Annotated in this window: 11 protein-coding genes and 1 pseudogene; 6 read left to right on the forward strand and 6 right to left on the reverse strand. The window is 59.2% G+C overall.

The window, feature by feature from the left end; genetic code table 11:
- Positions 1–2 precede the first annotated feature (2 nt).
- Both EYW42_RS14440 and EYW42_RS14445 read left to right on the forward strand, forming a co-directional pair.
- Positions 3–971: an alpha-ketoacid dehydrogenase subunit beta gene (locus EYW42_RS14440; protein ID WP_135535999.1), complete on the forward strand. Its 969-nt coding sequence runs from the start codon at positions 3–5 to the stop codon at positions 969–971.
- Positions 972–1,155: 184 nt separating this feature from the next.
- Positions 1,156–1,914 (forward strand): IclR family transcriptional regulator, encoded by a 759-nt coding sequence (locus EYW42_RS14445; RefSeq protein ID WP_135536000.1) that lies wholly within the window; start codon positions 1,156–1,158, stop codon positions 1,912–1,914.
- Between the two features lie 217 nt (positions 1,915–2,131).
- Here EYW42_RS14445 and EYW42_RS14450 read toward each other — a convergent pair whose 3' ends face one another.
- From EYW42_RS14450 to EYW42_RS14460, 3 genes are all read right to left on the reverse strand, one after another.
- Positions 2,132–3,334: an MFS transporter gene (locus EYW42_RS14450; RefSeq protein ID WP_135536001.1), complete on the reverse strand. Its 1,203-nt coding sequence runs from the start codon at positions 3,332–3,334 to the stop codon at positions 2,132–2,134.
- A 211-nt stretch (positions 3,335–3,545) separates the two neighbouring features.
- Positions 3,546–4,001: a hypothetical protein gene (locus EYW42_RS19905; protein ID WP_202613911.1), complete on the reverse strand. Its 456-nt coding sequence runs from the start codon at positions 3,999–4,001 to the stop codon at positions 3,546–3,548.
- Positions 4,001–4,858, reverse strand: a complete 858-nt coding sequence (locus EYW42_RS14460; protein ID WP_135536002.1) for a ParA family protein — start codon at positions 4,856–4,858, stop codon at positions 4,001–4,003. The genes EYW42_RS19905 and EYW42_RS14460 overlap by 1 nt, the downstream gene beginning before the upstream one ends.
- A 719-nt stretch (positions 4,859–5,577) precedes the next feature.
- Here EYW42_RS14460 and EYW42_RS14465 point away from each other — a divergent pair.
- From EYW42_RS14465 to EYW42_RS20565, 3 genes and pseudogenes are all read left to right on the forward strand, one after another.
- Positions 5,578–6,726: an outer membrane protein assembly factor BamB family protein gene (locus EYW42_RS14465; RefSeq protein WP_135536003.1), complete on the forward strand. Its 1,149-nt coding sequence runs from the start codon at positions 5,578–5,580 to the stop codon at positions 6,724–6,726.
- Positions 6,727–6,817: 91 nt separating this feature from the next.
- Positions 6,818–7,060 carry a hypothetical protein gene (locus EYW42_RS14470; RefSeq protein ID WP_135536004.1) on the forward strand — a complete coding sequence of 81 codons (243 nt, stop codon included), beginning with the start codon at positions 6,818–6,820 and terminating at the stop codon, positions 7,058–7,060.
- A 180-nt stretch (positions 7,061–7,240) separates the two neighbouring features.
- Positions 7,241–7,555 (forward strand): annotated as a pseudogene (locus EYW42_RS20565) (alpha/beta fold hydrolase); the annotation flags it as partial.
- A 60-nt stretch (positions 7,556–7,615) separates the two neighbouring features.
- Here EYW42_RS20565 and EYW42_RS14475 read toward each other — a convergent pair.
- Both EYW42_RS14475 and EYW42_RS14480 read right to left on the reverse strand, forming a co-directional pair.
- Positions 7,616–8,455, reverse strand: a complete 840-nt coding sequence (locus EYW42_RS14475; protein ID WP_135536005.1) for a hypothetical protein — start codon at positions 8,453–8,455, stop codon at positions 7,616–7,618.
- A 228-nt stretch (positions 8,456–8,683) separates the two neighbouring features.
- On the reverse strand, positions 8,684–10,633 hold the full coding sequence (locus EYW42_RS14480; protein ID WP_135536006.1) for a bacterio-opsin activator domain-containing protein: 1,950 nt from the start codon (positions 10,631–10,633) through the stop codon (positions 8,684–8,686).
- A gap of 627 nt (positions 10,634–11,260) precedes the next feature.
- On the opposite strand from EYW42_RS14480, the gene EYW42_RS14485 reads away from it, so the two are divergent.
- Positions 11,261–12,529 (forward strand): MFS transporter, encoded by a 1,269-nt coding sequence (locus EYW42_RS14485; protein WP_135536007.1) that lies wholly within the window; start codon positions 11,261–11,263, stop codon positions 12,527–12,529.
- 71 nt (positions 12,530–12,600) lie between these two features.
- Here EYW42_RS14485 and EYW42_RS14490 read toward each other — a convergent pair whose 3' ends face one another.
- Positions 12,601–13,161, reverse strand: a complete 561-nt coding sequence (locus EYW42_RS14490) for a class I SAM-dependent methyltransferase (protein ID WP_135536008.1) — start codon at positions 13,159–13,161, stop codon at positions 12,601–12,603.
- Between the last annotated feature and the right edge of the window lie 140 nt (positions 13,162–13,301).

The raw sequence follows: 13,301 nt of genomic DNA on the forward strand, positions 1-13,301 counted from the left end.
CCATGCAGGCAACGATAATCGAAGCGATAAACGACGCTTTGCACGAGGAGATGGCCACCGACGACCGCACGCTTGTGTTCGGTCAGGACGTAGCGGAGTCCGGCGGTGTTTTCCGCGCGACCGAGGGCCTCCAGGAGACGTTCGGCGGGGACCGCGTTCTCGACACGCCGCTTTCCGAGATCGCTATCGTCGGCGCGGCGATCGGTCTCGCGACGTACGGATACCGGCCGGTCGCCGAGATCCAGTTCTCAGGGTTCCTTCCACCGGCGTTCGACCAGCTAGTCACTAACGCGAGTCGGATACGCTGGCGGACCCGCGGTGAGCTCACGGCACCGATGACCGTTCGTACCCCCTACGGTGCGGGCGTCCGTGCGCTCGAACACCACTCCGAGAGCCTCGAAGCCGTGTACAGCCACATCCCCGGACTGAAGGTGGCCGTTCCGAGCACCCCACACGACGCGAAAGGGATGCTGATCAGCGCCATCCGCGACCCCGACCCCGTGCTGTTCATGGAACCGAAACACGTCTACCGGTCGTTCCGCGAGGAAGTTCCCGATGGGACGTACACCGAACCGCTGGGCGAGGCCGCAGTCAGGCGGGAGGGCGAAGATGTCACCGTGATCGCCTGGGGTGCGATGATGCACAAGACGCGGGAGGCCGTCGACAATCTCGACGGGATCGACGTCGAACTGATCGACCTCCGTTCGATCTCACCGCTCGACCGGGAGACGGTGGTCCGGTCGGTGAAAAAGACCGGTCGGTGCGTCGTCGTCCATGAGGCCCCGAAAAGCGGCGGGTTCGCCGGAGAACTCATCGCCACGATAAACGACGAGGCGTTGATGTTCCTCGAAGCGCCGGTCGAACGGGTGACCGGGTTCGACGTTCCGGTTCCACTGTTGGCTATGGAGGACTTCTACATCCCCCAGCCCCCCCGTATCGAGGAAGCTATCACGGAAACCGTCAACTACTGACGGCACTCTCCCACCGACGACACGTCTACTCTTCGCGCTCGCTTGCCTAGTGGGTCAGCCTGGCCTTCTCGAAATTCGGGTCTCCGTGACCTCTGGTACCAATTCGCATTACCTTTCACCTGTATCGTACGGTCGTTTACTATCATCGAAAAGTATATCTCCGTATTCAGCATAAATAACTATCATGGATACGGATTCGAAAACTATCGGAGCTGTCGAACGCTCGTTCGACATCGTCGAAGTCATCCAGCGCCGCGGACCTATCGGCGTCTCCGAGGTCGCAGACGTGGTTTCGTTGCCGAAAAGTACCGTCTACACGCATCTGAACACGCTCACCTCGGCAGGATATCTGATCAAGGAAGACGGGTTGTACAGACTGAGTTGTCAGTACCTCCAGCTCGGAGCGACAGTACAGTACAGTATTGACCTGTATCGGCAGGGGAAAGAGGAGGTAGACGAACTCGCGGCCGAGGTGGAGGAACGGACGAACCTCGTCATCGAGGAGAACGGCCTGGGGACGTGCGTGTACGCGACGAACTCTAGCAATTCGACGCAGGCGTACATGAACCTCGGTGAACAGCGTCCGATGCACGCCACGGCCACCGGGAAAGCCATTCTGGCTCATCTCCCCGTCGACAGAGTCGACGATATCGTCGAGCGCCACGGTCTGGAGGGGTTTACGGAACAGACGATCACCTCCCGTGACGGTCTGGAAGAGGAGTTAGCCAAGATCCGCGACGCCGGTATCTCGTTCGACAACGAGGAAAGCGTCGACGGCCTGTGTTGTATCGCCACTCCCGTTATCGTCGACGATCACCCCCTCGGTTCTATCAGCGTCTCCGGCCCATGTAGCCAGTTCAAACGACCTGATCGCCGAGATGAGCTCTGTGAGGCCCTGCGTAATGCGGCGAACGTCATTCAACTCGACTTTATGCTCACCTGAGCCGGGGGCCTTCGTTCGATCCGGACTGACAGTTTATCCGTCTCACGGGCCGTTCTTTGCTCCGGTGATCGGAATTTCGCTCCGGATTTTCGCCTCGTCGTTACAGATGTAGTATTGTAATCGCGCTCCGTCGCACGCTGCTTGCTTTCAGCCACATTTGTCCCCTTCTGGAGAACGTCCGTTCGATAGTGTCGGACATAAACGAGGATACGCCCTGTCAACTGGGCGACCGCCGAGCGATCCCCACCCACAACACTGCGGCCACTGCTGTCAACGCCGCCAGGCCGAGAAACCCGACATCGAACAACTCCCTATCGGCAAACAGTCCGATAACTGTAGACCCCGTGGCACCGATGCCGAACAGGACCGTTCGCAGAAACCCCCAGACGGCCCCTTGCACATCCTCCGGGAGTTCCGCTACGATAAACGCGCTCGCCAGGGGCAAAACCGCATTCCGGACGCTCAAACTCGGAACGAGCAGAGCAAGCGCGATGAGAGCATTCGTAAACGGCAGCAACAGAAGCGTCACCGTCGACAGCGCGATCAACGAGAGGACGGTCTCGTGCTTTCCGTACTGGTCTGCAACATGGCCCGAGATAGGTTGAATGACCGCACTGGCCACGAACAACAGCCCGAACAGCAGGGCTGCGATCCCCTGGTCGAGATCTTTGACTTCGACGAGATAGGTCGGTAGAAAGGAGACGAGCGCCTGATAGGTGAAGATGAAAAGCACCATGACACTGCTGCCTAACAGCACCGACCGCTCAGTCAACGCGCTGAGAGTCCGACGCGCAGTTTCCACCGCCGAGAGGGTTCCGGTGTCTCCTGACGACTCTCTGGACGGGACAACCCACCACAGGAGAGCGCCAACCAAGAGAAGTAGCGGAAGCAGCCACACGACGGCCGGTCGCCACCCCAAGCGGTTCGCGATTGTCGCCCCGATGTAGGGGAGCAACGCAGCACCGATGCTTCCGGCGGCGAAGATAATGCTGTACGCGGTGTTATCTGCGTCCGGAAACGTGCGTGAGACGAGTATGTCACGGGGCGTCCCGAACAGTCCAGCGCCGAGACCGAAGAGAGAACAGGCGGCGAGAAAGCCCACAAAAACCGGGGAGAGGTAAAACACGCCGTAACTGAGTGCGGCAATGATAGCTCCTCCAGCGAGAAGCCTCCGCTCTCCGATTCGGTCGGCCATGATCCCGGACGGAAACTGCAGTCCTGCGTACATCAGCCACAGCAGCGTCATCGCGAACCCCACGCTGGCGTTGTTGATCGCGAAGTCGACTTTGATCTGCGGGATCAACGCCGGAAAGAGGATGCGGGAGCCGCTGATGATCAGCCACCCTATCGCCACGATGAGAAGTGTCCAGCCGCGTCCATCTCCCCGCAATCCCTGGACCGCATTCCGTATCGTGCTCATCAGTATATGAACTGCTAATTTTCATCCCGGTCTTCTTCTCACTGCAGTCGTAAGTTCGCCGGCACGACTGCGTGTCGACAGCACAGAAAACACTGGCTCTTGATATGAATCTTTTCCCGTTTCGCCGGTCAGTGGGTCGGGAACTCTTTCACCCCCAGTCCGGGTTTACGCGCCGGCACTGGAACACCGGACAGGCCGATACCGTCCGTCGCTATTCCGTGTCTAGATCGTACCCCCATTCCCGGAGAACCTCGGCGACGAGTTCCGGGTTCCGCTGTGCAACTACCATAGACGCTTCCCGGTAGTCCGACTTGTATACGGTTTCGTCGAGGCGGTCCTGTAGCGTCTCCTGTAACTCAGTTTCCGCCTCTATGATCTCCTCTCGGAGGAAATACGGGACCTGTTCCCGACCTTCGTTGACCTTGTTTCTGCGTATTTTGTACGGGAGCGAGTCCATCGTCGGCCGCTGGTCCTCCGGTTCCGCCCCGGTATCGGTTTCTGTTGACGTTTCAGGGGCCGTTTCCTCCGGCGTTTCGTCCGGTTCTTGGGCGGCCGTTTCGGACTTGTCGATGCTCTCTGTCTCGGTCGACTTCGCATCGTTGGACCCGTCTGAATCGTCTTCGGATTCGTCGAGTCCAGCGTCGCGAGAGCCGGACTTGAGCCCCATTACGCTGTCACCTCCGGTTGCTCGACGCCCGCCTCCCGTTCGAGATATCGAGCGAGGTCGTCGAACTGTTCCAGCGTCTCCATCTCGTACTCGCGTTTGCGGTCGCGGTGGTTCTCGACGTACCCGTACGGGCTACACTGCTCTTTCCAGCACCCCTCCATGAGCGAACCGCGTTCCCCGATCACGACGGGAACGGGGAACCCGCTCTCACGGAGGGCATCCAGGATCTCTCGCTGGTCGCGAGTATCCTTGTAGCCGATCGGAACGACGGACAGGACGCCAACGTCCACTCCGATGTTGCTTTCGAGTCCGTCGACGAGGTCGTCTAACCCTTCGATAGATTCCTGTCCTTTCGCGGTCGCTTCAAATGGGATGACGACGTTCCGAACCGCGACGAGTGCGTTGTAGAGGATCGGACCCGCCTTCCCCGCTGAATCGACGATAACTACATCGTATTCGTCGCGGACGTTTGCGTCGCTGAGTACCCGGTGTAGCTGATGGTACATGCTGTACGACTCGCCGAGTTTTTCCGCCTGGTTCTTCTCGTTCAGGAGGAACTCGTGGACGTCTTCGAGCATGTTGTGAGACGGGATCAGGTCAATACCCTCCCCCACTTCGTGAGTGAGGTCGTGGAAGTCCCCCTTCGGTCGTCCAACTAGATGCCGAACGAGATTGTCTACCTCCGGGTCGCCCCGGTCGTACTCCGGTCCGAACAGATACGTGAGGCTTCCGTTTTGCGTATCCATATCGATCGCAAGAACGTCGTGGCCCGCCCGCGCATGACTCGCTGCGAGTGTCGCAGCAGTCGTCGTTTTCCCGACGCCTCCGGCCTCCGACACCGGCGTGTAGGTTAACATATGAGTGGAAGTTGTAGGCCGGGAATATAAATCTAGGTCAGACGTTATAGGTTAATTGTTGGAATATGGTGTATAGCTAGATAGTATAGCTATAAGACTAAACTATAGTATTGAATATAACCGCAGTCCTGCGGCGGGTGTTTTCAGTTCGTGTCCGTACCGGGCCTGATGTATAAGTCATACCTATAGCTGATATCTATACCTCTCACGTACGACTTGAACACGTCTCTGGAGCAGGGCTCACAGTAGTTGTTCATCCAACGGACGGGTTTAAGCTATAGCTATGACGTATAGTTATGGATTATAGAGAAAATGACTCGGTGTACTCCGGACTATCACTCCGACGCTACGGATAATCGCCGACTGGAGGCAACTATCTCATTCACCTATATGATATACCTATACGATACAGCTATACCTATCAACTATACTATTACGTCATATTTCCACCTGATGACACAATAGGGCCGACTTGGGGCTATTCCTCGCCTCAAGCAGTAGTCTTGCGTGTCAGATCCAGGATTGGGTCATATCCTGTAGGTATTTCTCATATCTATATCTAATACCTATATGTTCCAGCTATAGTAACTGGTTCCGGCTGCCGATGCGTCGTTTCACGGTCACACCGCTGGTCTCTTTTTGATGACACGGACGCTTGATATCGTGACACTACTCACGTAGGGTCCTAATTAAAACCCCTAACACCTCACCGCTACATAATGTCCAAACCGACAGCTGACAGGAGAACGGTGCTTGGGATACTCGCATCAACTGGAGCCACGGCTGGCCTCGCTGGCTGTTTGAGTGACGGAGGGACCGGCGACGACGAAGACAACGATGAGAACGGCAGCAACCCGCAGGGGACGGGATTCGAGACGCTATGGGAAAAAGAGCTACCCCCTGAATCGGTAGAGCCGACGACGTATCGCACTGCTATCGGTTCTGGATTTTTGGCCGTCGCCGTGGAAGATACCCTGTACGGGATCGACACCGAGAACGAAAGCGTCGAGTGGGAGGCCTCAGAAACCGGCGACATCGACAGGCTTGCCGTGACAGACACTCACGTTTTCGTCCACCACGCCGCTCGAACCGGTCCGGGAACGGTGTACCCGATCGAGCGGGCGAACGGCGAAAAAGACGGGCAGAGCCAGGGCGGAACAGGCTCGTTGCCTATGCTGGCTCTCGCCGACTACGTCATCACTCCCCATCAGTACCACAGTTTAGAAGATGGTCTCTACGCCATGGGTTCTGACGGCTCCCGACACGGTAGCCTCATAGAACAGGAAGGAGTGAACTGGGTCGCCGGTGAGGGCAACTACGCCGTGGTCGGCCGTAGAGCTACCAACGGGTCCGCCGAGATACTGGGATACGATCTAGACCTCGAAACCGGGCCTGAGCAGATATGGTCGATATCTGACCTTGACCTCCACACAACCGGCGTCGTCGGCGGGACGCTGGTAGCGCCGAATGGGGACGCGTTCACGCTCATCGACATCGAGACGGGCGACCGCACCGACGTTTCAGTCGACGCCGATATCGGCAACAGCGGACAGGTCGTCACGGCCGAAGGTAAGGCGTTCTACACCGCCTATGGTGTGGAAACCCTCTACGCGATCGACCCCGGCGCAGAAGAAGTGGCGTGGACTGTCGAGGAAGACATGAGCGACTACAGTCAGATGGCGTCGACGGGAGACGCCATCGTCTTGCGGCGTGCCGGTAACTTCCGCGCGGTCGACCCGGCGTCCAGCGAGACACTCGCCGAAGGAGGGGACCCGCCGGCTGAGGCGGTGACCTTCGAGGCTCACGGCGGAGCAGTGTACTCGTGCGAGGCAACGATTACGGCTCATGACGCTGACTTTTCGGCATGAACTCCCGACAGAGCGGGTTCCGGGCAGTACGGGTTGTGGTGCGAGTACAGAGACGCGACAGCGCGACCGACTGACACTTCGGTGACTGAAGATGGCCAAAGAAATACCGATACTGACGGGACTGATGGCCCGACTAGTAAAACTGATCGCGGGGACGGCGTTTCTCCTCGTCGGCGGGGTGATGGTCCTCTCCGGACTCGGGGATATGGGAGTCGTGGACAACGTTCTTCTGGCGGCGGCCGGCGCTCTCGTGGCGTCCGTCGGGGTGTATGCGTACTACCTGGCGTACACGGACGATACGATCTATCTTAGACTCGGCTCGAAACACCGTTGACATCCGGTCCGGACTACAGAGCGACTCTCCTTTTGTGCCCGCCGCTGAACCCCCGAACGGCCGATCCCGGGATCTCTACGTCTTCGAAAATGAGGAACAGTCTGACGGAGCGCAGTCGGGTAGTCGACGCCGATTGGTGTAGAACGGATCTGATCAGGCGTCCTCGAAAAGAGCGCACACCTCGGCACGTTCGACGAGGAGACGCTCCGTTTCTATCGGACAGCCTGGCAGTTCAACGGCATCGGGCCAATAGTTAACTGGTACCGCGGAGCGCGCCGTTCGGACAGCCCACCGCGCGAAACCGTTTCTCAGCCGACGCTGGTCTGCTGGGGGGAGGACGATATCGCGCTCGTTCCGGAAATGGCGCAAGCGAGCGTCGACTACTGCGAGAACGGCCGGTTAGAGTCGTTCCCGAACGCGTCACACTGGGTTCACATGGACTGCGAGGAAGTGACCGGGATGCTGATCGACCATCTCTCTGAAGCCGTCAACTGAGAGCCTGCGGTGGCTAGCCCACGTCGAATAGACGTTCAGTGGGCGCACTCGAACGACATCTCACTCCGGTTTGTCGTCGGCAGTCGCATCCTCGAAAGCGTCCGCGACTGCGACGACTGCCCTGACCTGTCGCAAGAGCAGACCAGAGTCGACAAAGATGTCGTCCATTTCGTGTGTCACTGTCGACGGATCACCGGACAGGCTCATTTCCATTGCGCTTTCGGCGACACTGCCAAGTAGTGAGTCTCCCATATCTGGGACTGCGTCAGTGAGCGTGCTTACTGCGTCACCGACGAGTAGTCTATCGACCGTGTGGACCTCACGGAGAGTGTCTTCCACGGGTTCTGAGAGGACGCTTCGGACGAGATCTGCGGACCCGGCGGACGTGACGAATCCGCCGTCGACAGGTTCACTCATGACCGACGTGGTGCCGAAATCGATCCGCTCTGCGTCCGCTTGCCCCTCGTTTCGGGTGATAATGGCACCTTCATCGGCCGGTTGGTCGAGGTCTGTCTCGACTACCATGTACGAGGTGGTGTTCGTCCCACCTTCGGTGCTAGTACCGGACTTGCGCGTCTTTATTCGGACCCGGACGGGCCGTCCGTTGATTGTGCCTGTGAGATCCGGTTTTCCGATCGGTAGAACGGACCCGCCGTCCGGCGTGAGCCCAGCCTTTCGACCCATTGCTTTCCACGACCGATGCTGAAAATGCATGACAACTAGCACCCCCGCGATCCCTGCTCCGGCCGCCCCGCCGAAGATGACCATCGGTTCCGTCGGTAGCTGCGACGGGGCGATGACCGGTTCTGTCTGACCGGTAAACACGAGGACAGCCGTTCCGATCACTATCAGGATCCACCCTATCTTTGTCAGGGAATACAGTGCCTGTTTCCTTGTCACGATTCCCCGACCTCGTTGGATCCGCACCGCTCAAACGGAGCGGGAGTAGTATACGAATTCATACGGTTTCCTGTCAGACTAACGTTAAAGTTCTAGTCCCTACTCACGTAGTGTCTCAGAGAGGCGGACGAAATGCTTCGTGATACGCTGTGACTACCGGTGCGTAATCTGTCTCCGACTCCGTTACTATCCCCTCGGGGATCCGGCGTCTTTCGGCGCCGGAGGATGTCAATCGTCATCTATCAGAGCTGAGAGGATAGTCCGCTCGGCTTTCCGAATGTGTCCATGCAGCGTCGCGGACGAGATATCTAACGACTCGGCTATCTCCTCGGCTGTACTTTCGCGCGGCCAGTCGAAGTATCCGGACCGGTAGGCGACCCGGACGGACTCTCGCTGCCGGTCGGTGAGGTCATCCAGTACTCCGCCGGGTCGGCCGACCGTCGTAATCTCCCGGTCGCGTTCGCGGTGGGCCAACAGTTCGGCGTCCGAGTACACGCTCAACATCTGGTCGACGATGTCACGTATCTCCCCGTCGTCCGGGGCCTCGACGACCAACCGTATACTGGTGCTGTCCGCGGAAGCGGCCTGAACTGTTGCTCCGACTCCGGTCACGGTGTGGAGAAACGACGATTCCGCTACGACCAGTTCGATGCGGCCGTCACCGCCCTCGTCTCCGATGACTTTAGCGCGTTCGACTCGCTCGTCGTTCGCCATCGTTTCAGCGACGGTGACGGGATATCCACCGGTGACAGAGAGATAGAGGATCCACCGCCCCGCCGAGGGAACGTACCCGTCTAACTCGAGTTCGCAATCACACTTCGACGCGGCCTGGACGAACACTGTGTCCGAGTCTTCGACGCGAAACTCCAGTTCGACGACCGCGTCAGCGAACAGCAGTTCCCGGCTCTTTGCAGCACTGATGACGGACCCGACTGTCCGACCGAGAACGTCGAAACCCGCCTGTTCGCGCTCGCTAAAGGCATCTTCTCGGGTCGCGTAGACGACCATCACACCGTATACAGTCTCCCCGTCTCGAAGCGGTACTGCAATGACCGATTCGAACCCGCGTTCGCGTGCCGCGTCCCGCCAGTGTTCGAACGAGGAGTCGTCGACGTTGGCTACCGTCACCTCGTTGCTACGCAGTGCGCGTCCAACCGGCCCCTGACCGGTTTCGCTCTTGGTGTCTGTAATCGTCACTTCGTCGAGATACCCTCTGTCGTCACCGGCGGTAACCCGTGGAACGATGCGGTTTCCGTCAAACTCCCGCTCGCCGACCCAAACGAACCGGTACAGATCGGACGCCGCTAACTGTTCGCAGACGGTTCGTTCGACGGTTTCTCTGGTCGCCGTCTGGATGAGTTCCCGTGTGGTTTCCAGGAGGAGTTCGTTGATCCTGTCAAGCGTCTCCAGTTCGTCGCGCTGGCGTTCCAGAGTCCGCTCACGCCGATTACGCTCGGTGACATCTCTGATAACCCCGACGGTGCCCGGAAACTCACCGTCAGCAGGTTCCGCTCGCAGTCGATAGTACGACTCTAACTCCAGCCGGTCGCCGTCGGGTGTCTCAGTCACTGCCTCCACTGTGCCGGTGCTGAGGTCCCCGCTAACGACCCGCTCTCGCATGTCCGCGGCTATGTCCAGTTGGTCCGCGTCCACGAACAGCGTTCGAGGGTCCGTCCCCAACAACTCGTTTTCGGGGCGTCCGAACATCTCGCACATCTCGTCGTTGACGAACGAGAACTGGAGATTCTCGTCCAGTGCATAGACGCCGTCTCCGACTGCCTCGACGATCGACTGGTAGCGGTCCGAACCGTCGTTCCGTTCGGCGGGGATGGCACTACGTTCGGACACTGCCCAGACCAGATTCCCCGTCTCGGTCGCTGACAGCGCTATCTCGACCGGCGTTCCGCCGGCACCCCGGTCACCCGTTCGGGCCTTGCCTTCCCATCGACCCTTAGTCCGGGCTTTACTGACGGCGGTTCGTTCGAGGCGGTCCGATTCGTTCCTATCGAACAGTGTTTGCCACGGTCTGCCGGTGAGCGAATCCGCATCCGTCCCGACTATCGACGCCAGTTCTTCGGTGACGTAGGCGAACTCCTCGTCGACCTGGATCGCGACGCCACCGGGCATCGATTCGGCCAGCTCGCGCCATCCGTTGACCGGGGGAGTCGCCTCGTCCATAGCAAACAAACCGATTGTGAGAGTATAAAAACTTTCACTAAACCGAAAGAACAGATCGGCTGCCCCCGGGTCACCCCTTGTCTTTCTCGATGTCTGTACTCCGGGGAATTCCGTCAGTAGAACTGTCTGTCGGTCGTTCTTCCGAAGGATAGAGGAACCTCTTTCGACTCCGACAGTGGCCACATAGCGAGGTATCAGGGCTCTTCAAAGAGTCCCGAGATACTTGACCGTCCGCACCACACTTCTACGCTGTGGGAGAAACGCAGTAGACGGAGACCCCGTCCCGGGCACGAGGCCACCGGCGGGAGCGCGACAAATATCAGTCCAAGGACAGGAACGAATTTCAGCAAACATATAATTTGGGCCGTACGAACGTATCGGTATGACTAGTTCGTTTCTCGGAACGTGCTTCGACGTTTCCCTCTATTCGCCTGGCGTGGTGGACTGCTGGTTTCCCCGGCGTGGCCGGGATGACCGGTCTCTGTCCGCCCCGGGTATCGATACCTCTGACCGTAGTTTCGGCGACAGCGTGATGGAGAACGAACGTCGTGACACGTCTCGTCAACTCCGTTGGACCGGCGATACGCTGCTCCAGCGGCGCAGACACAAACAGCAGACATCATAACTATGTCGAACCAGTCTCGCCTCTCAAAGTCGTCTGTCGTCTTCAGATACTATCTCTATCAGGCGACCGCCCGTCCCGGCTTTCACTATCCCGTGTACACCCTCTTTTTGCTCTGGAACGGGCTCAGCTTCGCCCAGATCGGACTCATCGCCACCATCCAATCTATCGTCGTCGTCACCTCCGAGATACCGACGGGGTACGTCGGCGACCGCATCGGTCGGCGGAACAGCCTCGTCGTCGGAGCGTTCCTGATGCTCATCTCGAACGCGAGCTATCTGGTCGCAACCGATTTCATCGGATTCACGTTCACCTTCGTGATGCTCTCGTTCGGCGGGACCTTCGTTTCCGGAAGCGGGAACGCGTGGCTCTACGACACCCTCAAGGAACACGACATCGAGGACGAGTTCACGCGGATCAAAGGGCGAAGTCGGGCCATCGCTCAGTGGGTGAGCGCCGGGAGCCTCGTCGCCGGCGGCTTCCTCTACTCGATGAACCGGTTCTATCCGTTCTACGCAGGCCTCGTGGTAGCGCTTCTCAGTTTGGTGATGGTGTTTCGCCTCCCGCAGAACCGCGCGTACGACGCCGAGGAGAGCACGGAGTCGGAAACGATGACCATCGTCGACGCCATCCCCGTGATCCGCGACCAACTCACCGCGCCGAGTCTGCGGTCGTTCATCGTTTACCTGGCGCTGTTCAGCGGCGCGATCCTGACGATGGACATGTGGATACAGCCCATCGCACAGAGTAGCCTCGAAGCCAGTTTCGGCCCGACGCTCGAGGGATGGGGACTCTCCGAACCGGCGATAATCGGCCTGCTGTACGCCGCCTTTACCGTTGTCTCGGCCGTCATGAGCGACTACGCCGGCGATATCGAGGATCTCCTTGGCGTCAGTCGAGCCATGTTTCTCATCCCCGTCTCCATCGCCATCATGTACGTGTTCGCGGAGTTCGTCCCGCTCCTCGCGTTCCCGATGTTCTTCATGATGAAAGGCGGAAATTCGGTCGTCTCTCCGATCTATCAGCGCTACATCAACGACCAGGTGCAGTCGGTCGGACGCGCCACGCTGCTCTCGTCCGTTGCGATGTTGCGGTCTATCGCGGGCATCCCGTTCCGCGTCGGGAGCGGCATCCTCGCGACGTGGTACTCGACCTCCGGCGCAGTCGCTATCCTCGGAGCGGTGTTCATCGTGGGCGCGGTCCTCATATTCACGTTTGCACCCCCCGTAAGCGCCGAGTACAGTTCGACGTCGACGGCAACCGCGTCCGACTGAACCTCGGACGAATACGGGTTGGTAGCGCAAGAATCGCGTCTGCAGACGATGGCGAAAACGGGCGGGAGAACCTACTCGACCGTACCGATCAGTACGAACGTTTCCGGCCGGACGGCGTCGTGTTCGAGACGAAACCCGCTGTCGCGGAGTGCGGTGCTCGCCGCCTCGGCCGTGAACCGTTCGTCGAGCGGCGGCCCGTGGTCGCCGGTGCCAGTGGCCGCCCAGTCGACGATGACGAGTCGGCCCTCCGTATCGAGTGTCCGGCGGATCTCGGCGAGCGCATCGGCGCTCGCGAACTCGTGGTACGTCATCGTGGAGAACGCGATGTCGACAGTGCCCGCGTCGAACGGGAGGTCGGCCACCTCGCTCGTCACCAGTTCGACGTTCTGCGGGACGCCTTTCTCTCTGTAGTAGTCGTGCATCTCCTCCTGAACGTCGATAGCGTACACGTCGCCCGCGTGAGTAGCGACCACGTCAGTGTAGAACCCCGTTCCGCTGCCGAGGTCAGCGACGGTGTCTCCCGACGAGATATCGAGCGCCCAGAGCAGTTCTTCGGCCGAGAGGAATCGGTACCGTTGCTCGGGTCGTTCCAACTTGTCCGCGCGCGACGCATCGAACGTGTGGTGGCCCATGAGTACTCATCCATCCCGGACGGGGTGAACGTTACGGGAACTCCCCGCCCGGATGGATTCCACAAAAATTGTCACTGTCGGATGTCCGTCAGTCCCGGTGTACGGACTCGCTGGACCGGCCGGCGGACCATGCACAAACA

Source organism: Halostella pelagica, from assembly GCF_004762015.1.
GTDB classification, from domain to species: domain Archaea; phylum Halobacteriota; class Halobacteria; order Halobacteriales; family Natronoarchaeaceae; genus Halostella; species Halostella pelagica.